Below are 21,383 nucleotides of genomic sequence, written 5' to 3' on the forward strand. Positions count from 1 at the left end.
GTGGTAAATGCGTCTACTGACATCTCTTGGTACAGGGTAACTTTTGCATTAATTTACGATATTTCTTCTTTATATGGTAAATAATAGCTTATTTTGCACCGTTTTTGCGAACAACCAAGTTATTATATAACCGAAAAAATGGAAATAGTACATACTATCAAGGACTTGCAGGCCGGACTTTCGGCTATGAGAGCCCAAGGTAAGAAGGTGGGTCTGGTACCTACGATGGGAGCCTTGCATGCCGGTCATGCTTCATTGGTAAAACGTTGTGTGGCGGAGAATGATGCCGCTGTGGTAAGTGTTTTTGTAAATCCTACTCAGTTTAATGACCGGAATGATTTAATCAAATATCCCCGTACGCCGGAGGCCGATTGTCGTTTGCTGGAAGAATGCGGGGCGGCGTTTGTCTTTGCTCCGGCGGTGGAAGAGATGTATCCGGAACCGGATACCCGCAGGTTCAGCTACGCGCCTTTGGATACGGTAATGGAGGGAGCCTTCCGCCCGGGACACTTCAACGGTGTATGCCAGATTGTGAGCAAGTTGTTTGATGCGGTGCAGCCGGACCGCGCTTATTTCGGTGAAAAGGATTTTCAGCAATTGGCTATAATCCGTGAAATGGTGCGTCAGATGAGTTATCCGCTGGAGATTGTGGGCTGTCCTATCGTACGTGAGGAAGATGGCCTGGCTCTGAGCAGCCGTAACGCCCGTCTGTCCGCCGAAGAACGTAAAAATGCCTTGAAAATTTCGCAGACTTTATTTGAAAGTCGTACCTTTGCGGCCTCGCATACGGTTGCCGAGACACGGAAGTTTGTGGAAGATGCCATTGCGGCCGCTCCCGGCTTGCGTTTGGAATACTTTGAGCTGGTGGACGGCAATACGTTGCAGAAGATTGCCGATTGGGAAGACACTGCGTATGCCGTAGGCTGCATTACGGTATTCTGCGGAGAAGTCCGTCTGATTGACAATATCAAGTATAAGGAGTAATAAACATAAAAAAGCCAATCTTATGATGATTGAAGTGTTGAAGTCGAAAATCCATTGCGCCCGTGTCACGGAGGCTAATCTCAACTACATGGGAAGCATTACGATTGACGAGGACTTGATGGATGCCGCTAACATGATTGCCGGCGAAAAGGTTTATATTGCCGACAATAATAACGGTGAACGTTTTGAAACTTATATCATTAAAGGCGAGCGCGGTTCGGGTAAAATCTGTTTGAACGGCGCGGCGGCCCGTAGGGTTCAACCGGATGACATTGTTATTATCATGTCGTATGCATTGATGGACTTTGAAGAAGCCAAGACGTTTAAGCCGACGGTGATTTTTCCCGATCCGGCGACAAATAAGGTGGTGAAGTAGTCCTTTATCAGATAGAAAGAAAAAGTCCCGTTTGCCGAATGGCGAACGGGACTTTCTTTTTATGGTGAAGTAACTTTAGTGCTTCAACTGCTCATTCATGGCTGCGGCGGCTTTTCGGCCGTCACCCATGGCGAGGATTACGGTAGCGCCACCACGAACGATGTCGCCGCCGGCATAAATGGTCGGGATGGACGACTGCATACTGTCGTTTACGGCAATTGTTCCTTTACGTCCCAATTCGAGCCCTTTGATAGAGCTGGGAACGATAGGGTTCGGGGATACGCCTACGCTGACGATGGCAAGGTCTATGTCAATCGTTTCGGTGGCTCCCGGAATGGGCACAGGACTGCGGCGTCCGGATGCGTCGGGTTCGCCCAATTCCATTTTTTGGAGAACTACCTGTTTTACTTTTCCTTGTTCATCGGCAATGTATTCTATCGGGTTGTGGAGTGTCAGGAATTCTACTCCTTCTTCTTTGGCATGTTTCACTTCCTCAATACGTGCAGGCATCTCTTCTTCCGAACGGCGGTAGATAATCATGGCACGTTCGGCACCCAGGCGACGGGCCGTGCGGACGGAGTCCATGGCCGTGTTGCCGCCGCCGATGACGGCTACGCATTTGCCGAAAGGCACAGGTGTATCGGAATCCTCGCTGGCAGCGTCCATAAGATTGACACGTGTCAGGTATTCGTTGGACGACAGAATGTTGATGGAATTTTCACCGGGGATATTCATGAAGTTCGGCAGTCCGGCGCCGGAAGCGACGAATATGCCTTTGAAATCTTCTTCTTCCAGTTGCTCCACGCTTAATGTCTTACCGATGATGCAGTCCTTGACGAACTTTACACCCATTTGGGCAAGGTTCTCGATTTCGACATCCACGACCTTGTTGGGCAGACGGAATTCGGGAATACCGTATTTCAGTACACCGCCGATTTCGTGCAGTGCTTCGAATACGGTAACATCGTAGCCGTATTTCGCCATATCCCCTGCAAAAGACAGGCCGGCAGGACCCGAACCGATTACGGCAATCTTGATGCCGTTCTTTTCTTTGATTTCCGGTACGGAGATTTGTCCGCTTTCACGTTCATAATCTGCGGCGAAGCGTTCCAGATAGCCGATGGCAACCGGCTTTTCGTTCATCTTTAAGTGGATACATTTGGACTCGCATTGCTTTTCCTGCGGACATACGCGACCGCAAACAGCGGGCAATGCGCTGGTTTCTTTCAGTGTCTTGGCGGCTTCCAGAAACTCGCCGCGTTCTATATTCTTGATGAAACGGGGGATATCTATACCCACGGGACATCCCTCGGTACAGCCCGGATTGGCACAGTCCAGACAACGTTTGGCTTCTGTTAAGGCTTGTTCCTCGGTCAATCCCCGGTTTACTTCTTCCTTACGGCTGTGTGAACGGTATTCGGCGTCCAACTCGTTCATTTCCACGCGGGGAATGGCGGTACGCTCTTTTGCTTTCATGGATTTGCGCAGCTCTTGACGCCAAGCGGCATTACGGCTTTTTTCGTCCTCTTCCGGGGTGTTTTCTCCGGTTGCCTGACAAGTTTGCGGTTCTTCCAGCTTATGCATTTCTTCGCGTTCGATGTTTTTGAATGCGCCCATACGCTTCAGCATTTCATCGAAATCTACCTGATGGCCGTCAAATTCCGGTCCGTCTACGCATACGAATTTGGTTTTACCGCCGATAGTGATGCGACAGGCGCCGCACATTCCTGTTCCGTCTACCATGATGGTATTCAGGGATACATCGGTAGGTATCTCGTATTTCTTCGTCAGCAAACAAACGAATTTCATCATAATGGCCGGACCGATGCAGAAGCATTTGTCTACTTTCTCGCGGTTGATGACGCTTTCCACGCCTTCCGTAACCAGCCCCTTATTGCCGTACGAGCCGTCGTCTGTCATGATAATGACTTCATCGGAACTTTCCCGCATCTCTTTTTCGAGGATAATCAGCTCTTTGGTACGGCCTGCCAATACTGTAATCACACGGTTACCGGCAGCTTTCAATGCCTGTACGATAGGAAGCATCGGAGCTACGCCCACACCGCCACCGGCGCAAACAACAGTTCCGAAGTTCTCGATATGGGTGGCTTGTCCCAACGGACCAACAACATCGGTTATATAATCACCCTCGTTCAGCTCGCACAAACGGGTAGATGAGAGACCTACCTCTTGTACAACCAAAGTGATAGTTCCTTTTACAGGATCGGCGGAGGCGATGGTCAGCGGCATACGCTCGCCTTTTTCGCCTACACGTACTATTACAAAGTGTCCTGCCTTGCGTGATTTAGCAATTAACGGTGCTTCGATTACTAACTTGAAGACCTTTTCTGAGAAATGTTCTTTGCTAATGATTTTATTCATTATCTTATAATTTTGTTGGTATAATTACGTAATCTCTTTCAGAATGATAGATTTTGCAAAGATACGGGTTATTTGTTAATAACAAAGAATGTATAGGGAAAAAAGAGTGCGGTGGGAGTGGATAAGGCGATTTTGAAGATAGAGAATAGTTTTCTGGGAGAGGGGTGCTTGGGGGGGGAAGTTGTTTTGGGAGAGAATAGCTATTTTGAAATAAGGTTACTTATTTGCTTAAAGATTTTTATTGGCCTGAATAATATTATTAGCTTGAATAATCTTAATTTGCTTAAGAGCTTTTATTTACTTGAAGATTTTTATTTGCTTAAAGATTTTTATTGGCTTGAATAATCTTATTTGCTTAAAAACTTTTATTTGCCTAAAGAACCTTATTTGCTTGAAGAATCACTTTTATACAGGAAGGCTGGAAGCCTTCTATCTTATAGCCCGGGGTATCACCCCGGGGAAGTATATATTTCTCTTTTGCGCCCTGAAAGGGCATAAGAATCAAATCCACAAATATTCTTCTTTATATTCAATTTTATAATTTTTTAGGAACTCCACAAATTCTTCTTTAAAACTTTTCTTTGTATGATGCTCTTTCTGGTTTCGGATATAATTGGTGACGGTATCCACTTTTGATTGGCTGACTGAAAATGCGGCATAACCGTTTTGCCATGCAAAGTTGGGATGTTGGGGGTAGGCGCATTTTATCCATTTGGAGGAGCTTCTTTTGATTTCTTGTAACAGTATGGCGGTAGAAACGGTGCTTGTCAATTCACAAAGAATATGTATGTGGTTGGCGGTACCGCCTATGATAATGCTTTTACATAGGTTTTGATTGATGATTCCTCCTATATAAGAGTGTATTTCATTCAGATTTTTTTCGGGTAATAGGTCTTCGCGATTTTTGGTGGAGAAGATGATATGTATGTAGATTTTGTTTAAGGATTGTGACATGATGTGGGGTTTTGCCCTTTCAGGGCGTAATAGAAAATAGGGGGATGATTTGATAATTACCCCAGGGTGTTACCCTGGGCTGTAAGATATAAGGCTTTCAGCCTTCAGTTCTGTATTTCAGCTTTTCAGTTCAGTGTTTTCAGTCTTCAGTTCTGCACCTCAGCCTTCAGTTCTGTATTTCAGCTTTCAGCTCAGTATTTTCAGTTCAGTTCTGCATCTCAGCTTTCAGCCCAGTATTTTCAGTCTTCAGCTTTGTACCTCAACCTTTAATTCTGTGTTTCAACCTTCAGTCTTGTATTCTTAGCTTTTAACGTCATGGCTTTTTGTTCTAATTTTCATGACTTTTATCCTTATTGCTTTACCTGTCTTAGTTTTTCTCGAAAAAAGGTGCGTCAGAATATGAAATTCCTATATTCTGACGCACCTTTTATTATTTTGAATTTGAAATGACGCTTCTTCAGTCAATCATTTCGAATCCTGTATACGGAACCAATGCTTTCGGAATACGGATACCTTCCGGAGTCTGGTTATTTTCCAATAAAGCTGCTACGATACGCGGCAGTGCCAGTGCGGAACCATTCAAGGTGTGGCAAAGCTCTGTCTTCTTTTCTGCCGTACGGTAACGGCATTTCAGTCGGTTGGCCTGGTAAGTATCGAAGTTGGATACCGAACTTACTTCCAGCCAGCGTTTCTGTGCTTCGGAATATACCTCGAAGTCGAAGCAAAGGGCAGCGGTAAAGCTCATGTCGCCACCGCACAGACGCAGGATACGATAGGGTAATTCCAATTTCTGAAGCAATCCTTCCACATGGTTCAGCATTTCCTGATGAGATTCTTTGGAATGTTCCGGCTTGTCGATGCGTACTAATTCTACTTTGGAGAATTCGTGCAGACGGTTCAGGCCGCGTACGTCTTTACCGTATGAACCTGCTTCGCGACGGAAGCATTGTGTATAAGCGCAGTTTTTGATAGGCAACTGCTTCTCGTCGAGGATAACGTCACGATAAATATTCGTTACGGGAACTTCGGCGGTCGGAATCAAGTACAAATCGTCTACCTCGCAATGATACATCTGACCTTCTTTGTCGGGTAACTGGCCTGTACCGTAACCGGAAGCGGCATTAACCACCGTCGGAGGCATTATCTCGGTATAGCCGGATTTGCGTGCTTCGTCCAGGAAGAAGTTGATAAGCGCGCGTTGAAGTTGTGCGCCTTTGCCTTTGTACACGGGAAAACCTGCGCCTGTAATCTTAACGCCCAGGTCAAAGTCTATCAGGTCGTACTTCTTGGCCAATTCCCAATGGGGGAGCGCGTCTTTGGGAAGTTCGGTCTCCATGCCGCCCATTTTCTCTACCACGTTGTCGTCGGCGCCTACGCCTTCGGGTACGCTGTCGTAAGGAATATTGGGGATTGTATACAGTAAATTCTGTAAATCGGTTGCAGCCTGATCCATTTCTTCCTGCAACGCTTTGTTGGCTTCTTTCAATTCGGCTACGCGGCTTTTTGCGGCTTCCGCTTCATCTTTCTTACCCTCTTTCATTAACAGTCCGATAGACTTGGAAAGGGAGTTTACTTCCGACAGGTTCTTATCTAAGATTGTTTGGGTATTGCGTCGTTTGTCATTGGTTTCCAGCACTTGCCCGATGGTTTCTTGGGCGTTTTTGAAGTGCTTTTTCTCCAGTCCACGGATTACCGCGTCGGTGTTGTCTGTAATTTGTTTAATGGTAAGCATATCTTATACTTGTTTTTATGATACTCGGGATTTGCGAGGGCAAAGATAGTGCAAATCAAAAGTAATACAAAAAAGAAACTTGCTTATTTTTAAGTATAAAAAGAAAGGGATGCAATCAATCGGATTGCATCCCTTCGCTTTATTTTTTTGTCCGGAAACTTATGCTTCTGCGCTTTCAGCGGGAATAACAGAAACAGAACGTCTGTCTGCTCTACCTACTTTGAACTGTACAGTTCCGTCTACCAAAGCGAAAAGAGTGTGGTCTTTACCCATACCGATGTTTTCACCCGGATGGAATTCAGTACCTCTTTGACGAACGATGATGTTACCTGCCTTGCAAGCTTCGCCACCAAATATCTTAACGCCTAATCTCTTACTCTGTGATTCGCGGCCGTTCTTAGAACTACCGACACCTTTTTTATGTGCCATTTCTTCTTACTTTTTTAATTGATTAAGCTACTACTTCCTTAATTGTTAACTCTGTGAATTGTTGACGGTGACCGTTCAGTTTGCGATAACCTTTTCTTCTTTTCTTGTGGAAAACAAGAACTTTGTCGCCTTTTACCAGACCTGAAACAACTTCGCAAACTACTTTTGCGCCTTCTACGGTAGGAGCACCTACAGTGATGTTACCGTCTTTGTCTACCAAAAGAACTTTCTCAAATTCTACCGTTGCACCGGCTTCTGCATTTTGCATGTGGTGTACAAACAGCTTTTTGCCAGCTTCTGCTTTGAATTGCTGACCGTTGATTTCTACAATTGCGTACATTTCTTATATATAATGTATAAGTTAGAATCACTTAGAAAGCACTTAATTAAACCCGGTGCGGAATAATCGGGCACAAAAGTACCTCTTTTATTTGTAATGGACAAATCTTTCTTTCTCTTTTTTAAGACAATTAATACTTTATAAGTAAGGCCATAAGAATTGATTCCTATCAAGAGCATCTGTCATTCGGAGCGTGGCGCTAAGCGGCGGAGATACGACTGTTTATTCGTTCCATCATGGTGAACATTTTGTTCCGCTGTGAGGGAAGTTTTGTTCCACCATGGTGGAACAAAACTTTCTCCATAGTGGAACGATTTAATTATAGCAAGGAAATTCCTTGAACGTCATACCAAAGTGAGAAAGCAAATGAGGGCGGCGAATGCGGCGAAAAGTACTAACAGAAGTACGATACGGCGTACACCTATATTCTTCGGCGATGCGGCGGGTAATGGTTCCCGTTCCAATAATTCTTCCAGACTGCTCATTATTTTCTTGTGCGGGTATTGCCGCAGTTCTTCGGCGGTAGTCATGCCATGCGTGATACCTGCAAAATCCACTCCTGCCTTTTGTGCGGTTTCTGCGTCTACCGTACTGTCGCCGATGTATAATGTCTCGGCTTTGGTAGCATGGAGTTGCTTGATGGCAAGCAACAAACCTTCCGGAGACGGCTTAGGGGTTTTTACATCTTCTCCGCCGATAATGATGTCCAGAAAATCATCGGGAAAGTGCTGATTCAGTAATTCCTTGATGCGGTAACGAAATTTGGTGGAGATGATTCCGATACGGGCTCCGGAATCTTTTAACGCCATCAGCACGGATTTGGTTTCGAGGAAAAGCACCGTATTGACAGTCATATGTGTATCTGCCTCTTTTACATATTCCTTTTTGAATTCTGCAAGCTGCTGAGGGTCGGTTACACCGGAAAGAATGGAAAAAGAATCTTCCAAGGTCTTGCCGATAGTACGCTTGATGTCGTCATCAGTGGGGTGAATGTAGCCGTGACGGTTCAGTACATTGCGGAAACAGGTAACGATGCCGCGCGAGGAATCGGCAAGCGTATAATCGAAGTCGAAGAGGTAGGTTGTATAATTCATATGCCTTTTTGCGGCAAAGTTATGAATAAATTGGCATTTTATATTTGTTTGTTACTCTTTTTCATTTTACTCTTCCGCCGCAAAGCCAGTGTTGCGTGTAATATTTCTCCTTGAGACTGCTCACGATAACTCCTTGGCTGGTACTGGCATGGATGAATTTTCCGTCTTTCAGATAGATGCCTACGTGAGCTACTTTTTTACGGGACGAGCGACTGGTGAAGAATACCAAATCACCTTCACGCAAGTTGCGGCGGGCTATTTTATTGCTTTCTTTTAATTGTCCGTCCGTGCTGCGCGACAGACGCATACGGTAGGTCTTTTTATAAAGCTGGGATACCAAGCCCGAACAATCCGTCCCATGCCTACTGTCGCCACCCGCACGATAGGGAGTGCCTATCCATTCGGCGGCGTTGACATACAATTTATGGTTGTCCGTCAGCTCGATATCCATACCCAGACGTACCGAGGCTTGCGCCAGAGCTTTATAATCGAGCCGGGGAGCGGAAGTATGGCAGGAACTTAAACAGAACATTAGTCCGAGAAGGACAATTATATAAGAAAAGGATTGCTTCATGTTTATTCTTCTGTCGATATTTCTTCGTCCGTATTATTTTCAACTTCAACGGCTTCTTCTACGCTGACATTGAAATAGGCTTCCAATTCTTTTTCAGCCGAATTGTTTTCGTTTTGTATGTCACGGATAATGACGCCGTGCTCCAACAAGGCGATACGCGGGCATACGTCTACCGTATGGTTAAGGTTGTGGCTGGAGATGATGACGGTCGCTCCGTGCTCCTCGTTGTACTTTTTCAGCAGTTGCTTGATGATGGATTGCGAGCTGGGGTCGAGGAAATTGAAAGGTTCGTCCAGTATCAGTAGTTGCGGATGGTGCAACATGGCGGAGATAATGCCTATCTTTTGTTTGTTTCCCGCAGAGAAATTGCGTATGAACTTTTTCTGTCCCATGACCTCGCCGTTCATAAAACGTTCGAAAGGAGCGATGCGTTCATCTACTTCTTCTTTTTTCAGGCCGTACATCTTGCCGATGAAATGGAAATATTCTTCCGGGGTGAGATAGTCTATCAGGAAGCCGTCGTCAATGAAAGCGCCGGTAAAGTTCTTCCAGTCTTCACTTTTGCATACGTCTATATCATTGATGGTGACATTTCCGCGGTCAGCTTGCAACAAATCCAGTATCAGGCGGAAAAGGGTGGTCTTTCCGGCTCCGTTATTACCTACCAAACCCAACATATCACCTTGATTGATGATGTAATTGTCAATATTTACAGCGGTCTTTGCGCCGAATTTCTTTTGCAAATTATTTATCTGAATCATAACCATAAATCTTAAATAGTAAATCTTACTGTCTGCTGTCTCTGAATCCTTCCATGTTTTTGTAGCGCCGCTTCATAAAGCGGTGATATACATTTTTCAGCCAAAAGCGGGAAGTGAGTATGAAGCCCGCGCCGATAACAATCAATATCCAGGCTGTGACTGTGGGGCCGAAAAAGGTTGTCAGCACAAAGTTCATAAGCAGAGGTACGCCGAATGCTGCTCCGGAAATCAGATTTTGCAATCCGGTTCCCATATTCTGGCGATTGGTCATTTTAGCATTCAGGTCTACGGTCTTGTTATTGTAGACGGCCAATTGGAACAGGCAGAAATACACACCGCCGGCAACGAATATAGCCCAGGCGATACAGCTCAGGACGGACAGTTTACCGGTTGCCATAGCCGGTATCATCAAGATTAGAGGTATGAGTATGGCGATGCTGTATAGAATATATTTGGCGCGGAGCAATGTGTAGATGGATTCCTTACGGCTCATCAGGCCATCGATGTAGTTGCCTTCGTAACTCATCAGGCTCGATAAAAACAGAATACCGAAAATCACAAAGTTGTAGACCATGATAAAGTTTTTCATTCCCTGGCCATCGTATGCTTCGGTAAAACTCAGGATACAGGTGAAAGCGACGACTACCAGGAATACCGTGCGCAGAGCTGTCTTGCAGACTTTGTTGCGCAGTAACATTTTCAGTTCCAATCGCATGTATTCGCCGATTTCTCCGTAACGGTCCAGGAATTTGTATTCGGATACGTGTTTGACTTTGGTGTCTTCCACTTTATTGATTTCATTATAAATCAATTTTATCATCAGTCCGCGGTTGATGAGCCATAGTGCCACGATAGCCGCGAATGTTCCGATGAAAGTAAGAAAGTGTCCGAGGATAAATCCTTCTCCCAGGTCGATAGACCAGTCGAACAACGGGCTGTCATCCGGTATGAACATTCCGGCAGCGATAATCCCGTATACCAGTATAGGCAGGATTATCCACCATACACGCTCGTTCATCAATGTCCGGCATAGCAGGAACCAATAATTGTTGAGTATCATCAATAGCCAGATTCCGATGCTGTAGGTCAGTACCCCTGTTATTCCGTAAAATTTAGTAATGCTGATGATAGCGAACGGAACAAAGAAAAACAGCCATATCAGGTTGAAGCCGTTCAATCCGGAGCGTGTCAGCAGGAAATCGATAAGACGGTTGCGCTTTACCGGTAATAGCAGATAAGGCTTTACTTCCTGAGCGGGTGTTTTCTGAAATGGAAAGCGCATGAGAAAGTCCAGGAACAATACGAATATCAGTCCGCTGTTCAAGACATGATATGCTTCCGTTGCCCCGTCGCCGAATGCAAAAGCGAAAGTCGTTCCGAAGAATATCAGGTAGCCGGCCCAGAATACTGCCATGAAGTACATCCAGAACTTTCCGAATTTGTTCTTCTCATACATCGGATTCCGTTTGGCAGCCAACTTTCCGTGCTTACGTAATTCAATAAAGAGGCTCATAATGGATGGGGGGTTAATGTATATGAAAAAGGCTGCGCTGCTTCACGAACAACGCAGCCTTTGGGTAAGCTCTATTTTTTATTTCTTTTCGGGACTGATCATTGAAACAGTGATTTGATTCTGCTGCTTCAGGAGCTCATTGGCAAATTGACGGACATCTTTTGCTGTGATGCTGTTGACGATTTGCTCGTAGTCCTTCACCGGGTCGATGCCTGTATACAGATATTCGTCTATGCTGTTCAGCCAGTAGCCGTTTTCTTTCAAATCCTCGTTATGTTTCTTCAGCATATATTCTTTCACTTTGTTCAAGCTGGCTTCATCAGGACCGTTCTTGGCGAAAGCGTCCGCTTCGGCATAGATAATCTTCATCAGTTTTTCCTGCTTTGCGGGGGCTGTGTTGAAGAAGATTTGCAGAACGGCTCTTTCGACAGGGTATTTAACGAGTTGCCCCATAGGATATACACCGTAAGTACCGCCTTCGTCTTCACGTACTTTCTCCGTATAGATTAAGTTGAGAAGCTGGTCGGTCATGCTCATAAGGATGTCGTTGCGGAGATTATATTGGCAGGTGCCGCTATAACAGATGAAGTTGTTTACTTTCGGAGTTTCCTGTTGGCGGATAAACTCGTTTTTGTAGATACCCTTACGCATGGCGATATGGTTGTCCTTGAATGTCTCTTTACGGTTGATGGAGGGTAATGAACCCAGGTAAGACTCAATCAGAGGTTTCACAGCTTCTACATCGACATTACCAACTAAAATAAAGGTAAAGTCGCTGGCATCTTTGAAACGGTCTTGGTACATGGACAGAATCTTGTCATAATCCATCTTGTCTACCATATCGGCTTTCATTCTTAACGTTCTGGGATGCTTCATGTAGAGAGTGGACGTGATGGAGTCGCTGAAAGAGGAACTTGGATTCAGGTCCATATTCTGCAGTTCGGCCTTGCTGCGGTTTTTGTAAGACGCAAAGGCGTCGTTGTCGCGTCTCGGAGCTGTGAAAGTCAGATAGGTGAGTTGCATCATTGTTTCAAAGTCCTTGGGAGAGCAACTGCCGGTTACGGCTTCGGTCTTGTCGCCGATGCCATAGTTTACGGAAGCCTTTTTGCCGGCCAGAACTTTTTCCAGTTCAATAGCGCTGAAATTGCCAAGACCGCCTAATGCTACCGCGTCCAGTCCGTTGATATTGATGATTTCCGAGTCGGGGAAGAGTGAACTGCCACCCATACTTACACCTTTCATACGGATTTCGTCGGCTTTGAAATCTGTCTTTTTAATGATAACCTTAACTCCGTTGGACAGTGTCAGCATGGTGGTTCCGAAGATATCGTCTTTCTTTTCAGAAACGATTTTACCGCCTTTCGGGGCTTCTTTCATCAAAGGCTCGTTAGATACTTTGTCTACATACGGAGTAAGCTTCTCTGATTTCACTTCTTTCAGGAGATTCTTGATATCTTCCTCTGTCGGGAGTTTCAAACCCTCTTTCTCAGGACCGAACAAAGCTACTACCTGGTTACTGTCTGTCACCATTTGCTGCATCATCTGGTTCAGGGCGGTTACCGGAATGGCCGGCGCTATCTGGTTGATGATAGTATATTCGTTGGCGATTCCCGGAATAGGCTCGTTATCGAGGAAATGGCGGACGTATTCTTTTACGTAATTCTCATTTTTGCGTTTGTCGCGTTCCTGGAAAGCCGATTCCAACTGGCGCAGATATTCTGCGCGGGCGCGACTGTATTCTGTTTCGGTGAATCCGAATTGGCGGGCACGCTCTATTTCACGGAGGATGGTTGAGATACCGTTCTCAATCGCATCTTCTTTGCAGACTACAATGCCGGTGAAGGCGTCCTTTGTCTTGGCTACGAAGAAATCGTCATCATAAGTCGCGGCATAGATGTAAGGTGGATTGGCGGCCTGGAGCAATTCGTTCAAACGTGCGTTCAGCATATTGGTAATCAAGGTTACCGCGTAGTCCTGCATCAGATAGCCTACGTTATTCTTTTCTTCTCTGGGAGTGGCTTCGTGCTTGTTGAAGATAAAGGTCTGCACGTATGGCTGTTCCTTATCGCGGGCAACCAGCACGATAGGTTCCTTGTTGTCGTTTACAGGATAGTATTCGCGTTTGGCGCCGTTAGGCTGTGCCGGAATATCGGCGAACATCTTTTTGATTTGAGCTTCGACGGCATCTACATCGATGTCACCTACCACTATTACGCCTTGCAGGTCGGGACGATACCATTTCTCATAATAATCCCTTAATGTTTGAGGTTTGAAGTTCATTACGACGTCCATTGTTCCGATAGGGAAGCAGTTGGCGTATTTGGTTCCGGCAAACATAACCGGAAGCATCTTTTCCTGAAAACGCTGCATGGCGCTCATACGGGTACGCCATTCTTCGTTGATAACACCGCGTTCTTTGTCGATTTCTTTCGGGTCCAGAGTCAGGTCGTTGCTCCAGTCATGCAGAATCAGCAGGCAGGAGTCGATAGCCCCCGGAGTGTTGACCGGTACGTTGGAGATATTATAAACCGTTTCGTCTACGGAAGTATATGCGTTCAGGTTTTCACCGAATTTTACGCCGATACGTTCCAGATACTGTTTCAAGGCATCTCCGGGAAAATGGGTCGTTCCGTTGAAACACATGTGCTCGAGGAAGTGGGCAAGACCGCGCTGGTTGTCCTCTTCTTGTATGGAACCTACTTTTTGGGCGATATAAAAGTCTGCCCGGTTGGCGGGAAGACTGTTTTTACGGATGTAATAAGTCAATCCGTTATCCAGCTTGCCGATACGGACATCTTGGTCGATGGGAATGGGCGGTAATTGTTGCGCAAATACCTGTTGGAAGTTACAGCATGCGATGAGTGCAACAATCCATAAGTTACGTAATAAATGTTTCATCATTATTTGATTTTAAAATGTTTTGCCTTATCTGTCGGAGTGATAAATAATAAATCACAAAAGCGTCTTGTTTTTTTATTTAATAGCTTCCCGTATGCGCACCAATTTGGTTAAAAGTCCTTCCAGCAAATCCAACTTCAACATATTGGCGCCATCGCTTTTGGCTACGGCGGGATTCTCGTGTGTCTCGATAAACAGGCCGTCCGCACCCACGGCGATACCGGCTTTCGCTATGGTTTCAATCAGTTGCGGCATGCCGCCTGTGACGCCGCTGGTCTGATTGGGCTGTTGCAGGGAGTGGGTAACATCCAGGATAACGGGGAAACCGAACGTTTGCATTTCCGGTATTCCGCGATAGTCCACCACGAGGTCTTGATAGCCGAACGTTGTTCCGCGTTCTGTAATCATAACGTTCTTATTTCCGGCCTCTACCACCTTGTCTGCCGCAAAACGCATGGCAAGCGGAGAGAGGAACTGTCCTTTCTTTATATTGATGACTTTGCCGGTTTTGGCTGCGGCTACCAGGAGGTCGGTCTGCCTGCAAAGGAAAGCGGGAATTTGCAGGATGTCTACATATTCGGCGGCCATGGCGGCTTCTTCGGCGGCATGGATGTCCGTCACGGTGGGTACTCCAAATGTATCGTGCACTTTCTTTAGGACTTTCAATGCTTTTTCATCGCCTATCCCCATGAATGAGTCCAGACGCGAACGGTTGGCTTTACGGTACGAGCCTTTGAATGCGTAAGGAATCTGTAATTTTTCGGTAATGGCTGCCACGCGTTCGGCGATACGCATTGCCATATCTTCTCCTTCGATAACACAAGGACCTGCTAACAGAAAGAAGTTGCCGGCAGGATTATTTTTCAGTTCAATCATACGTTTTTATGAATTATGGGTTATGGATTGCGAGCTATGAAAAGGTCATATCTCAGTTTGGTATAATCAATGTTATCGCTTCGTGCAACACGCCGATGTCCAATGGAAAATGACGGTCGAGGATGCGTCCGTCCAAATCGACGGAAGCATTTTGTGCACGTAGTACTTTTATCTTTTGAGTGCGGTAGGGCTTTACTACTTTATGGTTTAGAATCCGTCCTTCCATCAGCATCCATATTCCCGAAAAGAGTTGCAATAATTCGGGACGATAGATAACCGATACGTCCAGCCAGCCATTGTAGGGTACTGCGCTGGGGGCTTGTCCGTATCCCCATGCACTGCCTATACACACCGTCATAATGCGTCCGCGTATATGCTCACCGTTGATTTTAAGGTGCATACGATATAATTTCCGTTCAAAGATTAAGGAGATGAATGCCATAAAATAGGAGAGGAACTTTACGCCCCAGAAACGTTTGCATTGGTCGGTGATTTTTACAATGCTGGCGCCGAGACCGATGTTGATGGCATTCAGGAAATAGCGGGTCATATGTTTTTCACCGTCATAGTAGTAGCAGGTGCCTACGTCTATTTTGCGGCGGCGATTATTTATGATACAATCTACGGCTTCCTTGTATTCCGAACTCATCTCCCAATATTTGGCAAAGTCATTTCCGATGCCGTTGGGAATAATGCCGATGGCGATATTCTCTTTATCTTCCGCATTGGAAAGCATAATGCCGTTGATCGCGTCGTTCAGTGCACCGTCACCGCCTACCACGACAATGGTGCGGTAACCGTTGTTGGCAAGTATGCCCGCCAGGCGCTCTACCGAACCGAACCCTTCGGACTGTACGTAGTCATAAGACACGCCTTTGCTATCCATATACGCCTTAATCTCTTTCCACCGTTTCTGCACTTTGCGCGTTCCGGCTTTGGGGTTATAGATTACGCCCCATTTATCGGGTTCTACACTCATATATCCGTTCCTTTCAATCAGTCCAATATTTTCATAATCCGCCGTTTAATCGGTGCCGCCGTCAAAGATACTAAATCTCTTTGAGTTTTGACTTTACAAAAGCTATCTTTTCTTCCATAGGCCACCGGGCATCCATCCAATGAATGGTAAAGCCTCGTCTCTCCATTCCCCGGAACCAGGTCATCTGGCGTTTGGCAAACTGATGGATGGCTATTTCCAATTGGCTGAACATTTCGTCGTAGGTCAGTTGGCCGATGACGTAAAGCGTCAGGTATTTGTATTCCAATCCATAGTAGATAAGGTCGTCCGGATGAATGCCTTGGGTTATCAGCCGACGTACTTCGTCTACCATTCCTTCGTCCAATCGTTGGCGCAGGCGACGGGTGATTTTCTCACGCCGAAGCTCCCGGTCTATGTCTACACCGATGATGAGGCTGTTCAGTTGTGGAAACGAACGCTCGTCTACCGGAGTATGAGCATAATATTCTTCGATTTCAATAGCGCGGATGGCGCGTTTCACCGTATCTACATCCGTTGTATTGTGCAGGCTTTTATAGGTTGCCAATACCTCTGTCAGCTCATCCAATGATTTATTCGCCAGACGGTTGCGTAATTCCGGATTCTCGGGTACAGGCAGTAGCTTGTATCCTTTGAGTACGGATTCCAGATACATTCCCGTTCCGCCGCATACAACGGGCAGGCTGCCTTTTTGTTTAATGCTTTCGTAGGCATTCAGGAAATCGCGCTGGTATTCAAATACATTGTATTTATATCCCGGGTCGGCTATATCGATAAGGTGGTAAGGTACTTGCTTTCCGTTCACAATGTAATCGGCCAGGTCTTTACCGGTACCGATATCCATACTCCGGTATATTTGCCGGGAGTCGGCGCTGATGATTTCTGTATTGAGTTCTGCTGCCAATGCGGCGGCAAATGGAGTTTTGCCGGATGCTGTAGGGCCTAATATGGCGATTAAATCATAGTCAGGCATATAAATAAGTATTTATTAATTTGAATACAAAGATAATGTAATTTGCGGGCAGAATAAAAAGAACCGGTTCATTTTATTCCGTGAAGGCACAACTTATTTTTACATTTACGGCTTACATCTGAAAAAGGAAGTAAAAAAAGGAATGCAGCTTCTTAAAAGGTGTTATAAAACATATCTTTCCCCTTGAATAATTTGCAGAAATGCCAAAAGTCCGTACCTTTGCAGTGTGTTTTTCATAGTATTAGATTTAAGGTTAACAAAGGTTGGAGTACAGCGGTACTCCTTTTTTTTGCTCTAAACTTTCCTTTTTTTGTCTTATACTGCTTCGGAAAAGGCGTCTTCAACAATCAAACATTGCGGAATGCGTCGTAAATGTGTATATTTGTAGAGTTTTTAAACCTTTATTTATGCTGATAACCCTTATAATTCTTGTTCTTTCCGCCGCTTTCTTTGTAGCCGGTAAAGTCCGTTCGGATATTGTTGCACTTTGTGCATTGATTGGTTTGCTTGTTTTTCAAATTCTGACTCCGGAAGAAGCCCTGTCCGGATTTTCCAATTCGGTTGTGATAATGATGGTGGGACTGTTCGTGGTAGGCGGCGCCATCTTTCAGACGGGCTTGGCAAAGATGATAAGTTCCCGTATATTGAAGCTGGCGGGTAAAAGTGAGTTAAGGCTTTTTCTGCTGGTGATGCTGGTAACATCGGCCATAGGCGCTTTTGTCAGTAATACGGGAACGGTGGCCTTGATGCTCCCTATTGTTGTGAGCCTGGCGGTGAGCGCCGGTATGAATCCGGGACGATTGTTGATGCCTTTGGCTTTTGCCAGCAGTATGGGTGGTATGATGACGCTTATCGGTACGCCACCGAACCTTGTTATTCAGAATACGCTGACGGGTGCGGGGTTCGAACCTTTGTCTTTCTTTTCATTCTTGCCCGTCGGTATCGTTTGCGTGATAGTGGGTACATTGGTACTGTTACCCCTGACCAAGTGGTTTCTTTCTAAAAAGGGAAAAGGTGAGAGCGCATCCTTATCCGGCAAATCCCTGAACCAACTGGTGAAAGAATACGGATTGTCGAATAATCTGTTTCGTTTGCGCGCCATTAATGATTCACGTTTGATAGGGAAAACGGTTATCGAGTTGGATATTCGTCGTAAATATGGGCTGAATATCCTGGAAGTACGCCGTAGCGAGGCTTCACAGCATAAATTCTTGAAAACGATTACCCAGAAACTCGCATCGCCCGATACCACGATATGGGTAGGGGATGTGCTTTACATTACAGGAGATGTCGCAGATGTAAATCGCTTTGCCGGAGATTATTTGTTGGAAATGATTGACGGTCATACCACCGAAGAAGCGGTCAAGGCAGATAACAAACTTGACTTCTATGACATCGGGATAGCGGAGATAGTATTGATGCCTTCCTCTAATATTATCAACCAGACGGTAAAGGAAGCCGGATTTCGTGATAAGTTCAATGTCAACGTATTAGGCATCCGCCGTAAGAAAGAGTATATCTTGCAGGATTTGGGACGCGAGCATATGCATAGCGGCGACGTATTGCTGGTGCAGGGGGCATGGCAGGACATCGCGCGTTTAAGCAAGGAGGATACGGAATGGGTGGTGCTGGGACAACCTTTGGATGAGGCCGCTAAAGTAACGCTGGATTACAAAGCTCCCGTAGCTGCGGCTATCATGGTGTTGATGGTAGTGATGATGGTATTCGATTTTATTCCCGTAGCTCCTGTTACGGCTGTGATGATAGCGGGATTGCTGATGGTATTGACCGGATGTTTCCGTAATGTGGAAGCTGCATATAAAACCATCAATTGGGAAACTATCGTACTTTTTGCAGGTATGTTGCCGATGTCGTTGGCGTTGGAGAAGACCGGCGCTTCGGAATATATATCCAATAGTTTGGTAAGCGGACTGGGAAGTTACGGACCGATTGTGTTGATGGCAGGCATTTATTTTACCACTTCATTAATGACGATGTTTATCAGCAATACGGTGACAGCCGTTCTTATGGCTCCTATTGCGCTTCAGAGTGCGATACAAATCGGCGTCAGTCCTGTACCTTTCTTATTTGCGGTAACGGTAGCGGCAAGCATGTGTTTCGCTTCTCCCTTCTCTACACCGCCCAATGCGCTGGTGATGCCGGCAGGACAATATACTTTTATGGATTACATAAAGGTGGGACTTCCTTTGCAGATTATTATGGGAGTAGTAATGGTATTTGTACTCCCCTTGCTGTTTCCTTTCTGAAGAAGCGGGATAGAAAAAAGTTTCAACGGTTGGTACCGGAAGTTTACCCTGTTGAAACTTTTAGTTTCCCCTGTTGAAACAGTTTGTTCCACACCGGGAAACAAACTGTTTCCTGATGCAAAACACTTTGTTCCTCGGTGTGAAACTTTTTAGAGCTCTCTTATGAAACTTTTTAGAGTTGCCGGTAAAGCTAAAAGCGTTGTGGGTATAAGTGAGCTTTAATATATACTTCTTATTATCTGTTTTTATTCAGCAGTTCTTTCGTAGGACATTCAAAGTTACTGATGGGAAGATGTACTTTCTGCAAATCCTTTAATTCGTGTACGGGTCGCTCAATATCGAAAGGAATGGGCATGCCGGAGAATTTCTGGAAGTAAAGCAGGCAGGCGTCTTTCCACCAAACAGCATCGCGGACTTGTAACTTTAAGTGAGACTGTACTTCGTGAAAACGCTCCGCGTCGATATATTTCTCCGCTGCATCCCATGTCTTTTGGAAGTCTCTGACTTGCCGGACACCTTGGTCATAACGATAACAGAGCTCATCCCATAGGTTGCGGCCGCTTTTCATGCGATGTGTCCAGGGAACATGGTGAAACCACAGGAGATATTCTTCGGGACAGGTTTCGATATTGTCATATTGTCGGGCCAAAGCTTCGGGATACTGCGCAACGGCATTACTGCCTTTACTGCTGCGGTCGAAGCCTATTCCTCGTTTATTGGCTTTGTGATAGTAGGACGGAAGCCAGTCGGGACGGGCGCCGGGAATACTGCACCACGGTTCGGGGCCATAATGATGTCCCCATGCAAAAATATGATGCAAACCGAGCGGCATCATGTAATTTACAACCGCTTCATGACTGTCGAGCATCATCTTCTTGAGTTGAAAGTCGGGCGTTGAAGGTTGAGAGCCGGGAAGTATCGAATCAAAAGTTTGTTTTAGCCACTCATCAGCAATTTCTTCAGCCGATAAGGCAGGTTGCCATGTCAGTCGCCCGAAAGCATACCAGTTGGCTTGTGCGAAAGTATGTCCGCACCAGTTCGCGTCCGTACCTATATTGGCGACACCGGCTATCGCTTTTAGGGAAGCGGGGGCGACAAAACCGAAGAATTCTTTCCACATCGGAGCCAGATAAGCAAGATGATTGGAATGTCCCAGATATTCTTGTGTCACTTGAAACTCTGCCATCAAGGGGGTGTGCCGCATAGCGCCGAACAGCGGGCTGTACGGTTCGCGGGGCTGGAAATCTATCGGCCCGTTCTTTACCTGAACAATGACATTGTCCCGAAACTGTCCGTCTAAAGGCTTGAACTCCAGATATGCCTGTTTGGCGCGGTCGGCATCGGAAGGACTATACACGAAAGCGCGCCACATGACGATACCCTTGTAAGGCTTCAGTGCATCCGCCAGCATGTTGGCGCCTTCGGCATGAGTGCGTCCGAAGTCACAAGGACCGGGCTGCCCTTCGGAATTGGCCTTTACCAGAAAACCCCCGAAGTCGGGAATGATACGGTAGATTTCTTTGGCTTTGTTTTTCCACCAACGGATGACTTCTTTGTTGAGAGGGTCGGCGGTGCTTAAACTGTCGAGCGCCATAGGAGATGCGAAATTGACGGAAAGATAAACACGCAGTCCGTATGGACGGAAAACGTCTGCCAACGCTTTTACCTTTTGCAGATATTCGGCGGAAAGAATTTTGGGAGAGGCGTTTACATTGTTCAGTACCGTACCGTTGATGCCGATGGAAGCATTGGCCCGGGCGTATGCTTTGTATCTGTCGGAAAGGGTGTTCGGCAGTTCTTCCCAATTCCAAAGTGACTGTCCTGCATAACCGCGCTCTATGGTACGATCCATATTATCCCAATGGTTGAGGATACGGAGATTGTAGGCCGGGTTCTCCGTTAATTGAGTGTTGGAATCCGAGAGTGGAAAATTGGCGGTTTGCTGCAATCTGAGCAGGTGATAGGCGGCATAGAGCAATCCTCTCTCGGTGGGGGCGGAGAGAATGACTGTATTGTCTTTGCAGCGGATGCGGAAACCTTCGGGTTGCAACTGCTTGTCCTTTTGTATGACAAGCCGGACGGGAGCTCCTTGCCATGCTTCCTGCAGTTCTTCGACGGCGATGTTTAATGTAGGCGATTGGTAGGGAGCCGAAACTTGCGCACGGGCATCGGCCGGCAGTCGAAGCCACAAATGGCTACCGTCTTCGGCAGCCATTTGGGTAACGAATACTAT

17 protein-coding genes and 1 pseudogene are annotated in these 21,383 nt (G+C 46.0%); 4 read left to right on the forward strand and 14 right to left on the reverse strand.

Features of this window, described 5'->3' with window-relative positions; genetic code table 11:
- Window positions 1–138 precede the first annotated feature (138 nt).
- On the forward strand, window positions 139–984 hold the full coding sequence (gene panC, locus BHV73_RS02320) for a pantoate--beta-alanine ligase (protein WP_022219215.1): 846 nt from the start codon (window positions 139–141) through the stop codon (window positions 982–984).
- 22 nt (window positions 985–1,006) lie between these two features.
- Window positions 1,007–1,360, forward strand: coding sequence for an aspartate 1-decarboxylase (gene panD / locus BHV73_RS02325; protein WP_009122541.1), 354 nt, complete (start codon window positions 1,007–1,009; stop codon window positions 1,358–1,360).
- A 75-nt stretch (window positions 1,361–1,435) separates the two neighbouring features.
- Here the strand turns inward: panD and BHV73_RS02330 are convergent, their stop codons facing one another.
- Complete coding sequence (locus tag BHV73_RS02330; RefSeq protein ID WP_022219214.1) at window positions 1,436–3,742, reverse strand: bifunctional dihydroorotate dehydrogenase B NAD binding subunit/NADPH-dependent glutamate synthase; 2,307 nt, start codon at window positions 3,740–3,742, stop codon at window positions 1,436–1,438.
- Window positions 3,743–3,853: 111 nt separating this feature from the next.
- Here BHV73_RS02330 and BHV73_RS02335 point away from each other — a divergent pair, with 111 nt between their 5' ends.
- Window positions 3,854–4,087, forward strand: coding sequence for a hypothetical protein (locus BHV73_RS02335; RefSeq protein WP_087412828.1), 234 nt, complete (start codon window positions 3,854–3,856; stop codon window positions 4,085–4,087).
- A gap of 156 nt (window positions 4,088–4,243) precedes the next feature.
- Here the strand turns inward: BHV73_RS02335 and tnpA are convergent, their stop codons facing one another.
- The 12 genes and pseudogenes from tnpA to miaA form a co-directional block, all read right to left on the reverse strand.
- Window positions 4,244–4,696: an IS200/IS605 family transposase gene (gene tnpA, locus BHV73_RS02340; protein ID WP_022219211.1), complete on the reverse strand. Its 453-nt coding sequence runs from the start codon at window positions 4,694–4,696 to the stop codon at window positions 4,244–4,246.
- A 457-nt stretch (window positions 4,697–5,153) separates the two neighbouring features.
- On the reverse strand, window positions 5,154–6,428 hold the full coding sequence (gene serS / locus BHV73_RS02345; RefSeq protein ID WP_009122537.1) for a serine--tRNA ligase: 1,275 nt from the start codon (window positions 6,426–6,428) through the stop codon (window positions 5,154–5,156).
- A 159-nt stretch (window positions 6,429–6,587) separates the two neighbouring features.
- A complete protein-coding gene (gene rpmA, locus BHV73_RS02350; protein ID WP_009122536.1) occupies window positions 6,588–6,857 on the reverse strand; it encodes a 50S ribosomal protein L27 in 270 nt (89 codons plus the stop codon).
- 22 nt (window positions 6,858–6,879) lie between these two features.
- Window positions 6,880–7,197: a 50S ribosomal protein L21 gene (rplU, locus tag BHV73_RS02355; RefSeq protein WP_009122535.1), complete on the reverse strand. Its 318-nt coding sequence runs from the start codon at window positions 7,195–7,197 to the stop codon at window positions 6,880–6,882.
- Between the two features lie 386 nt (window positions 7,198–7,583).
- Window positions 7,584–8,291, reverse strand: a pseudogene (locus BHV73_RS02360) (HAD family hydrolase); the annotation flags it as partial.
- 61 nt (window positions 8,292–8,352) lie between these two features.
- Window positions 8,353–8,865 (reverse strand): C40 family peptidase, encoded by a 513-nt coding sequence (locus BHV73_RS02365; protein WP_009122532.1) that lies wholly within the window; start codon window positions 8,863–8,865, stop codon window positions 8,353–8,355.
- A 2-nt stretch (window positions 8,866–8,867) separates the two neighbouring features.
- Complete coding sequence (locus tag BHV73_RS02370; protein WP_129618981.1) at window positions 8,868–9,626, reverse strand: ABC transporter ATP-binding protein; 759 nt, start codon at window positions 9,624–9,626, stop codon at window positions 8,868–8,870.
- Window positions 9,627–9,651: 25 nt separating this feature from the next.
- A complete protein-coding gene (locus tag BHV73_RS02375; RefSeq protein ID WP_087412827.1) occupies window positions 9,652–11,139 on the reverse strand; it encodes a DUF5687 family protein in 1,488 nt (495 codons plus the stop codon).
- A gap of 78 nt (window positions 11,140–11,217) precedes the next feature.
- A complete protein-coding gene (locus BHV73_RS02380; RefSeq protein WP_181993177.1) occupies window positions 11,218–14,037 on the reverse strand; it encodes a M16 family metallopeptidase in 2,820 nt (939 codons plus the stop codon).
- 75 nt (window positions 14,038–14,112) lie between these two features.
- Window positions 14,113–14,913, reverse strand: a complete 801-nt coding sequence (gene kdsA / locus BHV73_RS02385) for a 3-deoxy-8-phosphooctulonate synthase (protein ID WP_009122528.1) — start codon at window positions 14,911–14,913, stop codon at window positions 14,113–14,115.
- Between the two features lie 52 nt (window positions 14,914–14,965).
- A complete protein-coding gene (locus BHV73_RS02390) occupies window positions 14,966–15,892 on the reverse strand; it encodes a diacylglycerol/lipid kinase family protein (RefSeq protein ID WP_009122527.1) in 927 nt (308 codons plus the stop codon).
- A 70-nt stretch (window positions 15,893–15,962) separates the two neighbouring features.
- A complete protein-coding gene (miaA, locus tag BHV73_RS02395) occupies window positions 15,963–16,883 on the reverse strand; it encodes a tRNA (adenosine(37)-N6)-dimethylallyltransferase MiaA (RefSeq protein ID WP_286736220.1) in 921 nt (306 codons plus the stop codon).
- Between the two features lie 407 nt (window positions 16,884–17,290).
- Here miaA and BHV73_RS02400 point away from each other — a divergent pair, with 407 nt between their 5' ends.
- A complete protein-coding gene (locus BHV73_RS02400) occupies window positions 17,291–19,150 on the forward strand; it encodes an SLC13 family permease (RefSeq protein WP_009122525.1) in 1,860 nt (619 codons plus the stop codon).
- 235 nt (window positions 19,151–19,385) lie between these two features.
- Here the strand turns inward: BHV73_RS02400 and BHV73_RS02405 are convergent, their stop codons facing one another.
- A complete protein-coding gene (locus BHV73_RS02405) occupies window positions 19,386–21,365 on the reverse strand; it encodes an alpha-glucuronidase (protein WP_286736385.1) in 1,980 nt (659 codons plus the stop codon).
- Window positions 21,366–21,383: the final 18 nt, after the last annotated feature.

This window comes from Bacteroides sp. 44_46, assembly GCF_001915465.1.
GTDB lineage: Bacteria > Bacteroidota > Bacteroidia > Bacteroidales > Bacteroidaceae > Bacteroides > Bacteroides clarus.

Excerpts from the sequence above, each read along its gene's own strand:
- panC (WP_022219215.1), top strand. The coding sequence starts at position 139 with ATGGAAATAGTACATACTATCAAGGACTTGCAGGCCGGACTTTCGGCT.
- panD (WP_009122541.1), top strand. The coding sequence starts at position 1,007 with ATGATGATTGAAGTGTTGAAGTCGAAAATCCATTGCGCCCGTGTCACG.
- BHV73_RS02330 (WP_022219214.1), bottom strand. The coding sequence starts at position 3,742 with ATGAATAAAATCATTAGCAAAGAACATTTCTCAGAAAAGGTCTTCAAG.
- tnpA (WP_022219211.1), bottom strand. The coding sequence starts at position 4,696 with ATGTCACAATCCTTAAACAAAATCTACATACATATCATCTTCTCCACC.
- serS (WP_009122537.1), bottom strand. The coding sequence starts at position 6,428 with ATGCTTACCATTAAACAAATTACAGACAACACCGACGCGGTAATCCGT.
- rpmA (WP_009122536.1), bottom strand. The coding sequence starts at position 6,857 with ATGGCACATAAAAAAGGTGTCGGTAGTTCTAAGAACGGCCGCGAATCA.
- rplU (WP_009122535.1), bottom strand. The coding sequence starts at position 7,197 with ATGTACGCAATTGTAGAAATCAACGGTCAGCAATTCAAAGCAGAAGCT.
- BHV73_RS02365 (WP_009122532.1), bottom strand. The coding sequence starts at position 8,865 with ATGAAGCAATCCTTTTCTTATATAATTGTCCTTCTCGGACTAATGTTC.
- BHV73_RS02370 (WP_129618981.1), bottom strand. The coding sequence starts at position 9,626 with ATGATTCAGATAAATAATTTGCAAAAGAAATTCGGCGCAAAGACCGCT.
- BHV73_RS02375 (WP_087412827.1), bottom strand. The coding sequence starts at position 11,139 with ATGAGCCTCTTTATTGAATTACGTAAGCACGGAAAGTTGGCTGCCAAA.
- BHV73_RS02380 (WP_181993177.1), bottom strand. The coding sequence starts at position 14,037 with ATGAAACATTTATTACGTAACTTATGGATTGTTGCACTCATCGCATGC.
- kdsA (WP_009122528.1), bottom strand. The coding sequence starts at position 14,913 with ATGATTGAACTGAAAAATAATCCTGCCGGCAACTTCTTTCTGTTAGCA.
- BHV73_RS02390 (WP_009122527.1), bottom strand. The coding sequence starts at position 15,892 with ATGAGTGTAGAACCCGATAAATGGGGCGTAATCTATAACCCCAAAGCC.
- miaA (WP_286736220.1), bottom strand. The coding sequence starts at position 16,883 with ATGCCTGACTATGATTTAATCGCCATATTAGGCCCTACAGCATCCGGC.
- BHV73_RS02400 (WP_009122525.1), top strand. The coding sequence starts at position 17,291 with ATGCTGATAACCCTTATAATTCTTGTTCTTTCCGCCGCTTTCTTTGTA.
- BHV73_RS02405 (WP_286736385.1), bottom strand. The coding sequence starts at position 21,365 with ATGGCTGCCGAAGACGGTAGCCATTTGTGGCTTCGACTGCCGGCCGAT.